The 16,302-nt window shown below is 59.2% G+C and carries 17 protein-coding genes; 3 read left to right on the forward strand and 14 right to left on the reverse strand.

All coding sequences use genetic code 11. The features are described 5' to 3' along the window. Positions 1–139 precede the first annotated feature (139 nt). Genes mutT through AC2FH9_RS16845 form a run of 3 tightly spaced genes read right to left on the reverse strand, consistent with a single transcriptional unit; the run spans position 140 to position 2,614 of the window. Positions 140–538 (reverse strand): 8-oxo-dGTP diphosphatase MutT, encoded by a 399-nt coding sequence (gene mutT / locus AC2FH9_RS16835; RefSeq protein WP_496750888.1) that lies wholly within the window; start codon positions 536–538, stop codon positions 140–142. Continuing rightward, complete coding sequence (gene argJ, locus AC2FH9_RS16840) at positions 535–1,761, reverse strand: bifunctional glutamate N-acetyltransferase/amino-acid acetyltransferase ArgJ (RefSeq protein WP_496872313.1); 1,227 nt, start codon at positions 1,759–1,761, stop codon at positions 535–537. Before argJ ends, mutT begins: the two co-directional genes overlap by 4 nt. A gap of 4 nt (positions 1,762–1,765) precedes the next feature. Further along, positions 1,766–2,614: a peptidylprolyl isomerase gene (locus AC2FH9_RS16845; protein ID WP_142637319.1), complete on the reverse strand. Its 849-nt coding sequence runs from the start codon at positions 2,612–2,614 to the stop codon at positions 1,766–1,768. 176 nt (positions 2,615–2,790) lie between these two features. Here AC2FH9_RS16845 and secA point away from each other — a divergent pair, with 176 nt between their 5' ends. The 3 genes from secA (at position 2,791) to AC2FH9_RS16860 (ending at position 8,117) form a co-directional block, all read left to right on the forward strand. Beyond that, the gene (gene secA / locus AC2FH9_RS16850; protein WP_496692629.1) at positions 2,791–5,508 is read left to right on the forward strand and encodes a preprotein translocase subunit SecA; all 2,718 of its coding nucleotides are present in this window, start codon (positions 2,791–2,793) and stop codon (positions 5,506–5,508) included. A 100-nt stretch (positions 5,509–5,608) separates the two neighbouring features. Then, positions 5,609–6,535 (forward strand): hypothetical protein, encoded by a 927-nt coding sequence (locus AC2FH9_RS16855; protein ID WP_142637323.1) that lies wholly within the window; start codon positions 5,609–5,611, stop codon positions 6,533–6,535. A gap of 25 nt (positions 6,536–6,560) precedes the next feature. After that, positions 6,561–8,117 carry a phosphate ABC transporter substrate-binding/OmpA family protein gene (locus AC2FH9_RS16860; protein WP_496872315.1) on the forward strand — a complete coding sequence of 519 codons (1,557 nt, stop codon included), beginning with the start codon at positions 6,561–6,563 and terminating at the stop codon, positions 8,115–8,117. Positions 8,118–8,120: 3 nt separating this feature from the next. On the opposite strand, the gene radC is transcribed toward AC2FH9_RS16860, so the two are convergent. From radC to thiD, 11 genes are read right to left on the reverse strand one after another with little or no spacing between them, the layout of a single operon-like run. Next, positions 8,121–8,876, reverse strand: a complete 756-nt coding sequence (gene radC, locus AC2FH9_RS16865) for a RadC family protein (protein ID WP_496750895.1) — start codon at positions 8,874–8,876, stop codon at positions 8,121–8,123. 35 nt (positions 8,877–8,911) lie between these two features. Next, positions 8,912–9,646, reverse strand: a complete 735-nt coding sequence (locus tag AC2FH9_RS16870) for an ABC transporter permease (protein ID WP_496750896.1) — start codon at positions 9,644–9,646, stop codon at positions 8,912–8,914. Beyond that, positions 9,643–10,371, reverse strand: coding sequence for an ABC transporter ATP-binding protein (locus AC2FH9_RS16875; protein ID WP_496872316.1), 729 nt, complete (start codon positions 10,369–10,371; stop codon positions 9,643–9,645). The genes AC2FH9_RS16870 and AC2FH9_RS16875 overlap by 4 nt, the downstream gene beginning before the upstream one ends. Further along, positions 10,368–11,042 carry a thiaminase II gene (gene tenA / locus AC2FH9_RS16880; protein ID WP_496787201.1) on the reverse strand — a complete coding sequence of 225 codons (675 nt, stop codon included), beginning with the start codon at positions 11,040–11,042 and terminating at the stop codon, positions 10,368–10,370. Before tenA ends, AC2FH9_RS16875 begins: the two co-directional genes overlap by 4 nt. Then, complete coding sequence (locus AC2FH9_RS16885; protein WP_496698745.1) at positions 11,039–11,974, reverse strand: ABC transporter substrate-binding protein; 936 nt, start codon at positions 11,972–11,974, stop codon at positions 11,039–11,041. Before AC2FH9_RS16885 ends, tenA begins: the two co-directional genes overlap by 4 nt. Before the next feature lie 19 nt (positions 11,975–11,993). After that, the gene (locus tag AC2FH9_RS16890) at positions 11,994–12,959 is read right to left on the reverse strand and encodes a ThiF family adenylyltransferase (protein ID WP_496872318.1); all 966 of its coding nucleotides are present in this window, start codon (positions 12,957–12,959) and stop codon (positions 11,994–11,996) included. Next, positions 12,956–13,552: a thiamine phosphate synthase gene (locus AC2FH9_RS16895; protein ID WP_496750901.1), complete on the reverse strand. Its 597-nt coding sequence runs from the start codon at positions 13,550–13,552 to the stop codon at positions 12,956–12,958. The genes AC2FH9_RS16890 and AC2FH9_RS16895 overlap by 4 nt, the downstream gene beginning before the upstream one ends. Beyond that, positions 13,549–14,313, reverse strand: coding sequence for a thiazole synthase (locus AC2FH9_RS16900; protein ID WP_496872319.1), 765 nt, complete (start codon positions 14,311–14,313; stop codon positions 13,549–13,551). The genes AC2FH9_RS16895 and AC2FH9_RS16900 overlap by 4 nt, the downstream gene beginning before the upstream one ends. A gap of 2 nt (positions 14,314–14,315) precedes the next feature. Beyond that, on the reverse strand, positions 14,316–14,510 hold the full coding sequence (gene thiS, locus AC2FH9_RS16905; protein WP_496698738.1) for a sulfur carrier protein ThiS: 195 nt from the start codon (positions 14,508–14,510) through the stop codon (positions 14,316–14,318). Then, positions 14,494–15,471 carry an FAD-dependent oxidoreductase gene (locus AC2FH9_RS16910; RefSeq protein WP_496872321.1) on the reverse strand — a complete coding sequence of 326 codons (978 nt, stop codon included), beginning with the start codon at positions 15,469–15,471 and terminating at the stop codon, positions 14,494–14,496. Before AC2FH9_RS16910 ends, thiS begins: the two co-directional genes overlap by 17 nt. Next, entirely contained in the window at positions 15,468–16,271 is an 804-nt protein-coding gene (gene thiD, locus AC2FH9_RS16915; protein ID WP_496750904.1) for a bifunctional hydroxymethylpyrimidine kinase/phosphomethylpyrimidine kinase, read from the reverse strand. The genes AC2FH9_RS16910 and thiD overlap by 4 nt, the downstream gene beginning before the upstream one ends. Positions 16,272–16,302 lie beyond the last annotated feature (31 nt).

Raw genomic sequence — 16,302 nt, forward strand, 5'->3', positions numbered from 1 at the left:
GCTGGCCTCCATCGCAGATACCGGCTTGAATCACGATCAGCGGGCGCTGTGAATCCCTTTTGTCAACACGACCTAAGCGCTGCAATAGGTTTAAATCGCCCGCTGAATTCCAGCGTCCAGACAAGATCGAACCAGGACCCTAAAGCCAATCCCGCAAAATCGGGATCAACGGCACATCTGCCGCAGGCATCGGGTAACTGCGCAGATCATTCGCACGCACCCATTTCAGCGCCTGTCCTTCCTTCGATTGTGGAATGCCTTCCCATTTGCGGCAGGCAAACAGCGGCATCAGCAGGTGGAAATCATCATAGCTGTGGCTGGCGAAGGTCAGCGGCGCAAGGCAGGAGGACCATGTGTTGATGCCCAGTTCTTCGTGCAGTTCGCGGATCAGGGCGACCTCGGGCGTTTCGCCGGGTTCGATCTTGCCGCCGGGAAACTCCCAAAGTCCAGCCATGGATTTGCCTTCGGGGCGCTGCGTCAGCAGCACCCGGCCCTCAATGTCTATCAGGGCGACCGCAGAAACCAGAACTGTTTTCACGACCGGTAATCCGCGTTGATCTCGATATAGCCATGGGTCAGGTCGCAGGTCCAAACGGTGGATTTACCCGCGCCCAGCCCCAGATCGACGCCGATTACAAGGTCCTGAGCTTTCATGTATTCGGCGGCGTCTTCCTCGCGGTAATCGGGACTGACCCAACCTTTTTCGGCCACAAGGATGTCTCCGAAAGAAATGCTCAGCAGGTCACGGTCGGCAGCTGCACCCGATTTTCCGATGGCCATGACGACGCGGCCCCAATTCGGGTCTTCGCCCGCAATGGCGGTTTTTATCAGTGGTGAATTGGCAATCGCCAATCCATGCACCTTGGCGTCGGCATCGGTGACAGCCCCGGTCACACGAATTTCTACGAATTTCGTGGCGCCCTCGCCGTCGCGGACCACTTGCTGGGCTAGGTCCAGCATCACGGTTTCCAAAGCCTCGGCAAAGGCGGCATTGCCGGTGGCATCCACGCCCGACGCCCCGGTGGCGCACAGCAGCAGGCTGTCCGACGTCGAAGTGTCGCTGTCGACGGTGATGCAGTTGAAAGTGCGGTCGGTTTGCGCACCCAGCATCTGCTGCAACGCGGATTGCTCGACCTGGGCGTCGGTGAAGATATAAACCAGCATCGTCGCCATATCAGGCGCGATCATGCCAGAACCCTTGGAAATCCCCGCAATAGAGACCGTTTTTCCATCAATCTCGACCTGCGCCGAGGCTCCTTTCGGAAAGGTATCCGTGGTCATGATGGCCCGCGCTGCATCTTCGATTGCGTGGCGACTGAGGCCGGATTTCAGGGCCTCAAGCTGCGCCACGATGCGGTCATGCGGCAAGGGTTCACCGATCACACCAGTTGACGAGGTAAAAACCCGTTCGACCGGTACGCCTGTGGTCTTGGACACTGCTTGCGTCACCTCGGCGACCGAGCTTTGGCCATAATGCCCGGTAAATGCATTGGCATTGCCCGAATTCACAAGGATCGCCGCCGGCCCGTCACTTGGCCCGCCGATCTTGTCCTGACAATCCAGCACGGGTGCCGCGCGTGTGGCCGAGCGGGTAAAGACCCCAGCCACTGAAGTGCCTGGATCAAGGACCGCCAGCATCACATCGGTGCGGCCTTGATAGCGTACGCCGGCTTCGACGGTCGCAAAGCGCACACCGTCAATCGCGGGCAATTCGGGAAACGCCGCCGGGGCCAGCGGAGAGACTTTGGTGATCGAGGCCACGGGGTTACTCCTGAATCAGGTCCAACTGACGCACGATGCCCGGAGTCACATCTTCGAGTGCAGGACGTTCGATCTGTGCAGCCTGGGTCAATTCGCCGATACGTGCCTGAATAGCTTCACTTTGCAGATCCTGTGCCAGCTCGTCGCGTACCGCATCAAGTGCGGGCGCTTCGGATTTGCGCTTGTCATTCAGAATGATCACGTGCCAGCCGAACTGTGTCTGCACCGGGTCCGACACCTGATCCTTCTCAAGCGCGACAACGGCGGTTTCAAACTCGGGAACCATCTGCCCCTTGCCGAACCAACCCAGCACCCCGCCATTCGGGCCGGAAGGACCGGTTGATTTTTCTTTGGCCAGCTCGGCAAAGTCGGCGCCATCATCCAACTGAGCCTTAAGGTCTTTGGCCTCATCCTCGGTCTCGACCAGAATATGGCTGGCATTAAACTCATCTTCGCCTTCAAACTCGGCAAAGCGCGCATCATAGGCGGTCTGAATGGTTTCTGCCGTTACAACTTCGTCGATCAGGGCATTTACGGTCTGAACCGCCAGCAACGACCGCGTCTCGTTCTCGATGGCCAAGGCGTTCAGATTGCTCAGCCCTTCTTGCTCCTGGCCCAGCAACTGCTGCTGAATCAGCTGTTCGATGATGAAATCATACAGAACATCATCTTCGACCTGCTGATAGTTGGGGGGCAGTGTCGCAACTGTTGCGATCACATGCGCCAGAGTGATTTCTTCGCCGTTTACGCGGGCGACCACCGTGCTGGCATCGGGCTTGGTTTCGGCGGCCAATGGCAGCGCCATCACCGTTGCAAGGGCCAGCGATGGCAGAAAAGTGAGGCCTTTGGGCATGGAATCATCCTATTTCTTTGCCACGGCAGGGCGCAGCGTTGACACTCTGGAACCTGCCGCTTACATCGCTTTGAAGCCTTGGACAGGGCCGCCTTTCACCCCCCGTATCTATGGGTTGCGCGCAAGGTGGGCAAGCCTGTCAAAACCAAGACAAGAACAGATCCGCTGGAGTGAACATGCTGGGACTCGGAACGCTCGCCAAAAAGGTGTTCGGAACACCGAACGACCGCAAGATCAAGGCGACCCGCCCCCTGATCGAACAGATCAACGCGCTGGAACCCGAGTTCGAGAATCTGTCGGATGACGGCCTGATCGCAAAGACCGCCGAGCTGCGCAAACGTGCGCTGGAAGGCGAAAGCCTGGATGATCTGCTGCCCGAGGCGTTTGCCAACGTACGCGAAGGGGCAAAACGCGCGCTGGGCCTGCGTGCCTTTGATGTGCAGTTGATGGGCGGCGCCTTCCTGCATCAGGGCAATATTTCCGAGATGAAAACGGGTGAAGGCAAGACATTGGTTGCGACCCTCCCCGCCTATCTGAACGCGCTGACCGGTAAGGGCGTGCATGTGGTCACGGTGAACGAATACCTGGCCAAGCGCGACTCTGAATGGATGGGCAAGGTGTTTGCCGCCGTGGGCATGACCACCGGTGTCATCTGGTCAGGGCAGCCCGATGCCGAGAAAAAGGCTGCTTATGCCTGTGACGTGACCTATGCCACCAACAATGAGCTGGGTTTTGATTATCTGCGCGATAATATGAAGGCGGAACTGGATCAAATTTACCAGAAACACCACAATTTCGCGATCGTGGATGAGGTCGACTCGATCCTGATTGACGAGGCGCGGACGCCGCTGGTCATTTCCGGGCCCTCCGAGGACCGGTCGGACCTGTATACCGCGATTGATGCGCTGATTCCGTCATTGGGAGAAGATCACTTCACGCTGGACGAAAAGTCCCGGAACGTGACCTTCACGGATGAGGGTAACGAGTTTCTGGAGCAACAGTTGATTGCCAACGGCCTGATCCCAGAAGACCATTCGCTGTATGATCCTGAAAGCACCACAGTCGTTCACCACGTGAACCAGGGCTTGCGCGCGCATAAGCTGTTTACACGTGACAAAGATTACATCGTGCGGGACGGCAATGTCGTTCTGATTGATGAGTTCACCGGTCGCATGATGCCAGGTCGTCGCCTGTCGGAAGGTCTTCATCAGGCCATCGAAGCCAAGGAAAACGTGCAGATCCAGCCCGAAAACGTAACATTGGCCAGCGTGACGTTCCAAAACTACTTCCGCCTGTATGACAAGCTGGGCGGCATGACCGGCACCGCGCTGACCGAGGCTGAGGAATTTGCCGAAATCTACGGTCTGGGCGTTGTCGAAGTACCAACCAACAAACCGATCGCGCGTCTGGATGAGGACGATCAGGTCTTTCGTACCGCGGCCGAAAAATACGGCGCCATGATCGACGAGACAAAGGAAGCCCAGAAAAACGGACAACCGGTCCTTCTGGGCACCACGTCCATCGAAAAGTCCGAATTGCTCAGCCAGATGCTCACCAAAGAGGGTATCCAGCACAATGTTCTGAATGCCCGCCAACACGAGCAAGAGGCGCAGATCGTTGCCGATGCGGGCCGATATGGCGCAGTAACCATCGCCACCAACATGGCCGGTCGCGGTACTGATATTCAGCTGGGCGGCAATGTGGAAATGAAGGTTCTGCAGGCGCTGGCCGAAAACCCCGAGGCAGATCCGGCCGAGCTGCGTGCCGCGGAAGAAGCCCGCCATGCTGAAGAAAAAGAAAAGGTCCTGGCTGCCGGTGGGCTGTATGTCATGGCGTCCGAACGGCACGAGAGCCGCCGTATCGACAACCAGCTGCGGGGCCGGTCCGGCCGTCAGGGTGATCCGGGCCGCACCGTGTTTTACCTCAGCCTCGAAGACGACCTAATGCGCATCTTCGGCTCGGAACGGTTGGACAAGGTTCTGACCACGCTGGGCATGAAAGAAGGTGAGGCCATCGTCCACCCTTGGGTGAACAAATCGCTGGAGCGGGCGCAATCCAAGGTCGAAGGTCGCAACTTTGACATGCGCAAGAACGTCCTGAAATTCGACGATGTGATGAACGACCAGCGTAAGGTGGTATTCAGCCAACGGCGCGAAATCATGTCCGCCGACGATCTGTCCGAAATCGTATCAGACATGCGTGAACAGGTGATCGACGATCTGATCGACGAATATATGCCGCCGAAATCCTATGCTGATCAGTGGGATACCGAGGGTTTGCACGCAGCGGTCAAGGAAAAATTGACCATTGACGCCCCGGTTCAGGATTGGGCCGCTGAGGAAGGCGTGGATGACGAGCAGGTGCGCGAACGGCTGATCAACGCCGCTGACGAGATGATGGCGCAAAAAGTGGCCGCGTTCGGCCCCGAGAACATGCGCAACATCGAAAAGCAGGTCTTGCTGAACACGATCGACAGCAAATGGCGCGAACATCTGCTGACGCTGGAACATCTGCGCTCGGTCGTGGGCTTCCGCGGCTATGCCCAGCGCGACCCGCTGAACGAATACAAGAACGAAAGCTTCCAGCTGTTCGAATCCATGCTGGATTCGTTGCGCGAAACCGTGACCCAGCAGCTGTCCCGCGTGCGACCGCTGACCGAAGAGGAGCAGCGCGAAATGCTGACCCAGATGCAAGCGCAGCAGGCACGGGCGCAGCAGGCGGTAGATCAGGCCACTGGTCACGCCGAAGCGGTGGCCGAGGCCGAAGCCTCGGGTGATGCGCGGCCTGGATTTGTCGAAGACGACCCGGCAACTTGGGGAAACCCGTCGCGCAACGACAAGTGCCCCTGCGGTTCAGGCAAGAAGTTTAAGCATTGCCATGGCCGGTTGACCTAACGTCACCACAATCGAGACACAATGAGTCCGCCTCACGGCCACATATTAGCCGTGATTCAACTGCAGGGTGCGAATCGCTCCTTCAACTGGGGAGGGTGTCTTGTTTGTAATTAAGAACTACGTAACCACTGGCGGCACCGTTGCTTGTGCATTGGCCATTGGCTACCTCATGCAGAACGGAACCCCTGCGCAACCGCGAGGGGAGCGGGCTTCTGTCGATGTGGCATCAGTTACGGATCAGGCTTCAATCATCCCCGGGTTAAGCGAAGTCGTTCTGACCTCATCTGCACCGGTTCACGGAACAAGCAAAGAGACCGGGTCCGACAACCGTTTTATCGAGTCCAGTCGGTCAGAACCTGTCAATCCCATTGACTGCACCCTCAGTGCGCGCGCTACTGCCGTTCCCGGTGCTGCCGCCCGGCTGGTCGTCAACGCCCCCTGCCACAGTAATGAATCCGTGGAAATTCACCACAGCGGTCTGACAGTCACACAGCGCACCGACGCAGTAGGGCGCATGGACATGACAATCCCGGCCCTGTCAGAATATGCGATCTTTCTGATCTCGTTTGAAGACCAGCATGGAACAGTCGCAACCACCCATATCGCTGACATTGCCAATTACGAACGCATTGCCCTGCAATGGCAGGGTGAAACTGACCTGCAAATTCATGCGCTGGAATTCGGGGCCAGCTATGGCGGCAATGGCCATGTCTCGGCCGAGACCCCGACCGAAGGCGCCGGACAGGTAGTGCGTCTGGGCAATACCGGAACCGGGGACATGAAAAACATCGAAATCTATTCGTTCCCTGCTGGTCTTTCCAACCAAAACGGGTCGATAGAAATCACTGTCGAAACCGAGGTGACTTCAGAAAATTGCGGGCGCGACCTGAACATCCAGTCGCTTGAATTGCGGGATGATCGGTTGAGATCAAAAGACAGGACGCTGAGTTTTCCTGAATGCTCCCGCACCGGAGAGTTTCTGGTGTTGAATAATCTCTTCCAAGACCTGACAATCGCCGCAAACTAAATCCGCAGGCAGGCTCGGGCATCTTATGAAATTCTTTCGTGTGGCAGCGGCTGCACTGGCTTCCGTTACAATCGCGTCGGGCGCACAGGCGCAAGACATCTCGCTTATGTCGCATGACGGCAAGGTCGAAATCACCGGTGACCTGCTGGGATTTGACGGCGAGTTCTATCGCGTGGCAACACAATTCGGCACGCTGACAGTTGATGGGTCCGGTGTGACCTGTACCGGCCCTGCCTGCCCAAGCCTGACCGATTTTGTGGCTGAAATCCGATTTGCTGGATCTTCGGTCATGGCGGAAAAAGTTCTACCAGCGCTGATTGTTGGCTTCGCACAGCAGCAAGGGTTGTCGGCAACCCCAAACAGGCTGACCACCAACACATTTTCTTACGAACTGCACCAACCCGGGAGGGCAGCACCGCTGGGTCGGTTCTTCTTTGACGCAGGGAACACTGAGCGCGGATTTAGGGCGCAGGCAGAAAACCAGGCTGATATTGTTCTGGCGTTGCGCGAAATCCGACCCGAAGAGGAGCAAGCCGCACAAGCGGTAGGCCTTGGCGATCTGACCCGCACCCGCCGGGCCCGCGTCATCGCGCTTGACGCTTTGGTACCAATCGTTGCCAACTCGAACCCGTTACAGCAAATCTCGCTTGCGGAATTAACCCGGGTGTTTTCGGGCGAGATTACGAATTGGGCCGAGTTGGGCGGGCCCGATGTGCCAATTTCACTGCACCTTCCGGAAGCCGGTTCGGGTCTGGCCCAGAATGTCGAAGACAGGCTTCTGGCACCCTCCGGCACAGCCCTTTCCGAGGCGGCCATTCGGCATGACCGCAGTACTGATCTGGTGCGTACCGTTGCTGCGGATCCCTTTTCAATAGGTGTCGCAAGCCAAGCCGAAGCCAGCACCGCGCGTGCCCTGCCATTGACCGGCGGATGCGGTCATGCGCTGGCGGCAACTCGGCAGTCAATCAAGACCGAAGATTATCCGCTGACCTCGCCTATGTTTTTATACCTGCCGGACCGGCGATTGCCGCGTTTTGCACGTCAATTCCTGGCCTACACCCAGGGAGCCGAGGCGCAGATGGCAATACGCGAGGCTGGCTTTGTCGATCAAACCCCAGAGACTATGGGTCTTGGGGTGCAAGGGGATCGACTTGCCAATGCGATCGCGTCGGGCGGATCAGAAGTTGGTTTGGAGGAACTTCAGCGGCTGGTCGAGATTTTCAGACCCATGTCCCGCCTGTCACTGTCCTTCCGGTTCGAGCCCGGTTCCTCGCGCCCGGATGCGCAGTCACGGTCCAATATCCGACATCTTGCCCTTCTTTTGGAATCCGGGACCCTCGATGCCCGAAAGCTTAGGTTTGTCGGCTTCAGCGATGGCGAAGGGGCAGCGTCAACCAATGCGCGGATCGCATTGTTGCGGGCAAAAACCGTTCGCAATGCCGTATTGGCCGAGATTGAAACCGCTATCGGGGACAGCGTCGAAATCACGGTCGACGCCTTTGGCGAGGCCATGCCCATGGCCTGCGACGACACGAAATGGGGCCGAAAGGTCAACCGCCGAGTCGAGGTCTGGGTTCAATAGCACTCACAGATAGCCTTCGGACCTGAAGCTCAACTCGTTCGACTTTCCAATGATCAGATGGTCATGCAGCGTCAGGCCCAGTGCCAGGCAGGCATCCTGAATTCGGTTGGTCATGTCGATATCCGATTGCGACGGGGTCGGGTCACCTGACGGATGGTTATGCACAAGTATCAACGCCGAGGCATTCAGCTCCAGCGCCCGTTTGGCAACCTCACGCGGATAGACAGGGACATGATCCACCGTGCCCTTGGCCTGCTCCTCATCAGCGATCAGCACGTTTTTGCGATCCAGATAGAACACACGGAATTGTTCGGTCTCGCGATGGGCCATGGTGGTGTGGCAATAGTCCAGCAATGCGTCCCATCCGGAAATCACATGTCGCCTCATCACCCGCGCGCGGGCCATGCGATGGGCGCAGGCCTCAAGGATTTTCAGATCGGTGATCACGCTATCCCCGACACCTTTGATTTGGCGCAGCCGTTCCTCGGGCGCGGTCAGCACCCGGTTGAAATCGCCAAACGCCTCCATCAGCGCACGCGCCAGCGGTTTCACATCCTGCCGGGGGATTGAACGGAACAGCACCAACTCCAACAGCTCATAATCCGGCATGGCGGCGGACCCGCCAGACAGGAACCGTGCGCGCAGCCGCTTGCGATGATCTTTGATGTAGGAGGGTAACCGACCCGTCGGCAGCGGCTGCGCGGGGGCTTCGTCTGTATCGAACAGCATTGGGGCTTCGGAAAAGGCGTCCTGTGTCATGCTCTCAGCCTGACGCAGAATCGGTTTCCAGATGGTTAACGCACCTCACCTGCCATGCGGGCAGTGGCGCTGCGGACAACCATATGCAACACGATGGAAAACACCCCCAAGGTCAACATCGCGGCGAACATCAGATCGGTCTTTGCACGGCCATTGGCCAACAGCATCAAATATCCCAACCCTTGGGACGAGCCGACCCATTCACCAATCACCGCCCCGATCGGCGCATAGACGGCGGCCAGCCTCATCCCCGACGCCAGCGAGGGCATCGCCGCCGGAATGCGGATATACCACAGCACTGCACGCGGACTGGCCTGCATCGTGCGCGCAAGGTCCAGATAGCCCTGCGGCGTCCGCATCAGCCCATCGAAGAAAGACGAGGTGATCGGGAAATAGATGATCAGCACCGCCATCGCGACCTTGGACCAGAGGCCATAGCCCAGCCAAAGCGTCAACAACGGGGCCAGCGCAAACACCGGCAGAGCCTGCGTGAACACCAGCATCGGCTGTACCAGCACGCGCGCCGCCCGCGAATTGGCCAGTTGCAGCGCAGTGACCACACCCAGAACCGTCCCAAAGGCCAATCCAATCACCACTTCGACCGCAGTGATCCAAGTGTGTTCGGCGATCAGCCAACGGTTCTGCCACCAAGTCTCGGCCACCACGGCGGGGCTTGGCAGGATGAACTTAGGCAAGCCGGTCGTCCAGACGATACCCTGCCAGATCGCAATCGCAAACACGGTGGCTGCAAGGGCGGAGAGATATTTCATGCGACCGCCTCACGCAGCAGGCGCAACAGTGCGCCTTGGGTTTCCAGCGTTTCAAGGTCGTCCACATGGCGCGGGGCGGGGGCATGCGGCGGCTCACAGGGGGTCAGGCCTTGCGGCGTCATCACCATGATGGACTGGCCCAGCCGCGCCGCCTCACCCGGATCATGGGTGACCAGCAGAACAGTCCGGCCCTGCAACGCTTCGACCGCAAGATCCTGCATGTCGGCGCGGGTGCGAGCATCAAGGGCCGAGAACGGCTCATCCAGCAGAACAATCGGGCGATCTTCCATCAGCGTGCGGGCCAAGGCCACGCGCTGGCGCTGACCGCCGGACAGCTCGGACGGTTTCTTGGTCATATGATCCTGCAGCCGCATGCGCCGTATCAGACGGTTGCGCCGCTCCAGATCTGGCTTTTGACCCCGCAACCGCGCACCTAATGAGACATTCTGCGCCACCGTCGCCCAGGGCAGCAACAGATCATCCTGCGCCATATAGGCCACATGCTCTTGCACAGGGGACCCATCGCCGGCGGTGATCTGCCCGGTGAACACGGCACCTGTATCAAGCCCGGCAATCAGACGTAGAATTGTGGTTTTACCAACGCCCGATCCGCCCAACAGGCAAGTCCACTGCCCGGCCCCAAGGGTCAGGGTAAGCGGCGCGAACAGTGTCGCGCCGTCAATCGTGGCCGTGCCGTTGATGCTCAGTTCGGGCGCCCGTGTCATGGGGTCAGCCCCATTTGCCAGAAGTTAACCTCTAGCTCGGTTGCGGTGCGGAAGGTCTGGCACAGGCGGTCCCAGCGAGGCGAAGCTGCAAAGTTCTCACCAATACGCCGTGTTAGAGCCTGATCGAGCAGTTCTCCAACCGCTTTGCACGCGCCTTGGTAGTCGTCACTGGCATAGGTATTGATCCAATCACGATAGACCTCGGATGTTGCCTCGGAGGCCAGCCGCGTGCCGATTTCACCATAGCCCATCACACAAGGGGCCAGAGCCGCCAGCAGGTCCAGCAAATCGCCACTATATCCGGCCTCAAGCACAAAGCGCGTATAGGCCAGGTTTTCGGCGCGTTCAGGGGTTGCGAACAGCTCCTCATGGGAAATCCCAGCTGCCTCACAGATACCGATATGCAGCTGCATTTCCTCGGCGACCAACGCATTTACTGTGGCCACAGCCGTCAGCATTTCCGAATGAGTCTCGGACTTAACAACCGCCAGTGCCCAAGCACGGGAAAAATGGATCAGGAACACATAGTCCTGTCGCAGGTAATGCAGGAACGCCGCGCGCGGCAGCGTTCCGTCTTTCATTCCTTCCACAAAGGCGTGGCGGGTGTAATTCCCCCAAGGCCCTTGCGCAGCATCGCGCATCAGCGCGAAAGCTTTGCCGTAATCGCTCATTGCGCGGTCACATCAATGGCAATGTCGCTGACCGGGTTCAGGCTGTCGATCATGCCGCTGTTCTTCAGAAACTCCTCGAACCGCGCATAGCGACCCGCATCAAACGCCGCCGGACGCAGCGCGAACCGGGGCAGCGTGTCGACCCAGGCACGGGCATTCAGTTCATCCTGCAGCTCGGGCGAGGTGGCCGCGAAGATTTCCCAGCTTTTTTCCGGGTTGTTGACGATATACTGGGTCGCTTTTTCGGTCGCGGCCAAGAATCGGGCGATTTTGTCGGCATCCATCGTGTCGGGATTGGCGACATAGATCAGCTCATCATAGGGTGGGATGCCTTCCTCTTCGATATAGAAACAGCGACCCGCGACACCTTCGATATCCATCTGGTTCAGCTCAAAATTCCGGAACGCCCCGATAACCGCATCCACCTGACCGGTCATCAGCGACGGCGACAGCGAGAAGTTGACATTGACCATCTCAATCTCATCCAGACCGATATCATGCTGCCCCAGAAGGGTTGTCAGGATCGCCTCTTCGACACCGGCGACCGAGAAACCGATTTTCTTGCCCCGCAGATCGGCCAGCGACTTGATCGGGCCATCATCCAGCACCAGCAGGCAGTTCAGCGGGGTGGCAACCAGCGTGCCGACCCGTTTCAGCGGCAAGCCCTCATGGATTTGCAGATGCAGCTGCGGCTGATAGGATACCGCCAGATCGGCCTGACCGGCAGCAACCAGGCGCGGCGGCGCGGAGGGGTCCGCAGGCGGGATGATTTCAACCTCAAGCCCCTGGTCGGCAAAATAGCCGTTTTCCTGTGCGACGATAATTGGACCATGGTCCGGGTTCACAAACCAATCCAACAAGACGGTCATCTTATCCTCGGCCCAGGCCGGCGCGGCAGCCAGCAGGGCGATTGCAGCGATCAGTTTTTTCATATCTCGCGGTTCCTTCTGTTCACGAGGTTGAAGCCGCGACAAGAACAATCTCGCCCGGCCAATTCGGTTGAATTCGCTCGGCAGCACGCCAGGCGCGCAATCCGGTAGCACAGCACAATGCCAGCCTTTTGCCTTTATTAGGGTCTATCTGATTCAGATCATCCGGCGATATCCGTTGCGCATCAGGATGTACCGGGCGCGGGGATTCCTCGGGGCTGCGCAGCTCGATGATCTGGTCATCTGTCGTCAGTTGCCCGGCCGAGAGAAACCGGAAACAGCCGTTCGGTTCGGGCGCATCGTCAAAGCGGAAGGCCGTGCTGCGGAGTGTCCGACCATCGTACTGAACCATCTGACCCAGCACCGAGGGCGTCAGTCCAAGGATCAGGTTCAACGCCATCTGTGCCTGCATCGCGCCGACCGTCCCGACGACCGAACCCAGAACACCAGCGGTGGCGCAGCTTGCCCCGCTGTCCGGCGCATCCGGGAACAGCGCCCGCAAAGACGGCGCGCCGCCGCAGAAACCTCCGACATAGCCCGACAGCCCAAGCACCGAGGCGCTGATCAGCGGCTTGCCTTGCGCCAAGCAAGTGTCCGACAGGATATAGCTGGCCGCATAGCTGTCTGCGCAATCCAAGATCACATCCGCCTGAGCGACCAGGTTACTGGCATTTTCGCCTGTTAGAGCCTGTTTTTTGCCGCTGACGTCTATGTCTCCATTGATCGCCTTGCACCGTGCCGCCGCACGCTCGGCCTTGGGGTGTCCGCAATCCATCTCAGAAAACAAGGTCTGCCGGTGCAGGTTGGACAGCTCAACCTGATCCCTATCCAGGATCGTGATCTGCCCGACCCCTGCCCCGGCCAGCAACTGCAGGACCGGGGCAGCCAACCCGCCTGCCCCTACCACCAGGACGCGCGCCGAGGACAGTCGGCCCTGCCCTTCTGCCCCTATCTCGGGTAACATCGTCTGACGGGCATACCGGCTCATCTGGTGACCTTGATCCATTGACGCAGACGCGCTTCGGGGTCGGTATTCAGGGTAATATCGGTCACGACCGAGACGATATCCGCCCCAGCCTGCAGGACACCCGGTGCACGCTCGACGCTCATCCCGCCGATGCCAACCAGTGGAGTATCACCAACGCGCGCTTTCCATTCTGTGACGCGGGGCAGACCCTGCTGCTGCCATTTCATCTTTTTCAGGATGGTGGGATAGACCGGGCCAAGCGCCACATAGTCGGGGTCCATGGCCAGCACGCGCTCTAACTCATCATCATCATGGGTGGACACGCCCAGTTTCAAACCCGCCTTGCGGATGGCAATCAAATCGGCCTCGTCCAGATCCTCTTGCCCCAAATGCACCCAGTCACAGCCGGCGTCGATGGCCGCCTGCCAATAGTCATTGACCACCAGAACTGTCCCATTTGCGCGGCACAGGTCGCGCGACTTGGCAATCTGGTCACACACCACATCCATGGGCTGGTCCTTGACCCGCAGCTGCACCAGTTTCACACCCAGCGGCAGCATCCGGCGCAGCCAGTCCGAATGATCGAAGATCGGATAAAACCGGTCGAGTGTCATGACAGAAATGCCTTTCCAATAACCGGGGTCGAAGGTTCCGCCATATCGCGCGCCTCGACCGGGTCGGCCTGATGGGCCAGTTGCCCGGCCTCGATCGCGCGGGCCATTGCGCGGGCCATCAACGCGGGGTCTCCGGCACGGGCCACGGCGGTGTTCAGAAGAACGGCGTCATAGCCCAGCTCCATCGCTTGGGCAGCGTGGCTGGGCAGGCCGATACCGGCGTCAATCACCAAGGGCACATCCGGGAATTCTGCCCGCATCGCACGCAGGGCATATTCATTGTTCAGCCCCCGCCCTGACCCGATCGGCGCGCCCCATGGCATCAGCACCTCACATCCGGCGGCAAGCAGCCGTTCGCCGACAATCAAATCGTCGGTCGTATAGGGAAAGACCTGAAACCCGTCGCTGGTCAGAATGCGCGCAGCTTCGACCAGCTGGAACACATCCGGTTGCAGGCTGTCGGTATGGCCGATCAGTTCCAGCTTGATCCACTTGGTATCAAAGACCTCACGCGCCATATGGGCGGTGGTCACCGCCTCTTTGACCGTGTGGCATCCGGCGGTGTTGGGCAGCACCAACACGCCCAGATCGCGGATCATCTGCCAGAATGTCTGCCCTGCACCGGATTCACGTCTGAGCGAGACAGTGGCAACACCCGCCCCGCTTTCGCGAAAGGCCTGCTCCAGAATAGCCGGGCTGGGATATTGCGCCGTGCCCAGCATCAGCGGGTTGGTTAATGTGGTTCCGTAAAAGGATTTCATCCTCAGCCCCCCTGCATCGGTGCGACGATTTCGATCCGATCCCCTTCAACCAAAGCATGGGCAACACGCAGCCCCGAGGGCACGAATTCTTGGTTCACCGCAGTGGCGACACGGCCCGAGTAGCCGCATTCCATCAGCAATTCCGATAGGGTCTCGGCCCGCACCTCGCGCGGCTCGCCATTAAGCACGATCTTCATCGAACATCTCCGAATGTTTGTGTTCAAGCGCCAGATCGGCAACGCCTTGGGCCAGCGCAGGTGCCAGCAGGTACCCGTGGCGGTACAGCCCGTTGGCGTAAATCGTCCCGCCCCGACGCCGGATCCGAGGCAGATTGTCGGGAAAGGCCGGGCGCAGATCGACGCCGATCTCTAGCACCTCGGCCTCGCCAAAAGCGGGGTTCAACGCATAGGCCGCGCTGAGCAGTTCCAGCATCGAGCGCGCGGTGATGCGGGTTTTATCCTCGGATTCAATCATCGTCGCGCCCAGCATGTAGATGCCATCGCCACGCGGCACGATGTAAAGCGGCATCCGGGGATGCAACAGGCGCACGGGCCGGGTCAGCGTCACATCAGGGCAGCGGATCACCAGCATCTCACCCTTTACGCCCCGAAGATCAGACAAGGCGTCCCGCGCCTGAAGACCACGGCAGTCAATCGCGTTCTCCAACCCAGCAGGGGCGGGTTCGCGATGAAAGGCAACGCCCCGCGCGATAAGATTGTCGAAGACATCCTGCAGCGCCATGCGTGGGTCTATATGGGCTTCGTCCTTGAAATACAGACCGTTGCCGAAACCATGTAGATCAGGCTCTAATGCGGCTAGTTCCTGCTGATCTACCTCATGATGCCCCTGCGTTCGACGACCAAATCGACGCAAATCCGGCAAGTCGCGCGCACCGCAAACGACCAAAGTACCGCGCTGATGAACCTTGGTCCGGTTCGCCCACCAGTCAAAAGCACCCTGCCCCAGGCGCAAGACCGGCTCTTCGGCATTTTCGAACTCGCACCACGGGGCCAGCATTCCCCCGGCCCACCAAGAACAGCCATGCGGACCCGGCAGGCCGGCGGGGTCAAAGACCTGCACCCGTGCGCCGCGATGGGCCAATTCGGACGCAACAGCCAAACCGGCCACGCCTGCCCCTATGACAGACCAGATCGTCACGCCGGCCAGACCCAATGGAAATGATGCACCGGACCATGGCCCCGGCCCACGCACAGCCCATCAGCCTGGGCGATAGCGCCTTGCAAATAAGCATGTGCCTCTGCCACGGAATCCTGCAAACTCAGACCTTTGGCCAACCCGGCGGAAATTGACGAGGACAATGTACACCCGGTTCCGTGGGTGTTCTTTGTGTTCCGGCGCTGCGCTGTGAATTCATCCACCAATCCCGAACCGTCGACCAACAGATCATGACATATCTCGCCCTGTCCATGCCCACCTTTCATCAAAACAGACGCGGCCCCCTTTGCGCAAAGGGCCTGTCCCTGAACCACCATTTCATCCGGAGACTGCGCTTCGGACTGTCCAAGCAAGCGCGCAGCCTCGGGCAAATTGGGCGTCAGAACAGTCGCGCGTGGTATCAGAAGGTCCATAAGGGTCCGGATTGCATCACCCGCCAGCAATGCATCCCCGGATTTCGCTATCATGACAGGGTCCAAAACTATGGGCCCGGCATAGCCCGAAAGGGCATCTGCAACGGTCTCGATAATCTCGGGAGTTGCCAGCATGCCGATCTTGATCGCCCCGACATCCAGATCGCTCAGCACGGCGTCGATTTGCGCGCGGATCACACTCAGAGGAATGCCATGAACGGCTGACACGGCCAGGGTGTTCTGAGCAGTCACCGCCGTAATAACGCTGGCCCCATAAACGCCCAGCGCCGACATCGCCTTGAGGTCCGCCTGAATCCCGGCCCCGCCTCCGCTGTCGGACCCTGCAATGGTCAGGGCAATAGCTGCCATGTCGTTGCTCCATCTTCTAGGGGCAACGGGG

This window comes from Ruegeria sp. CDSC081, assembly GCF_059610485.1.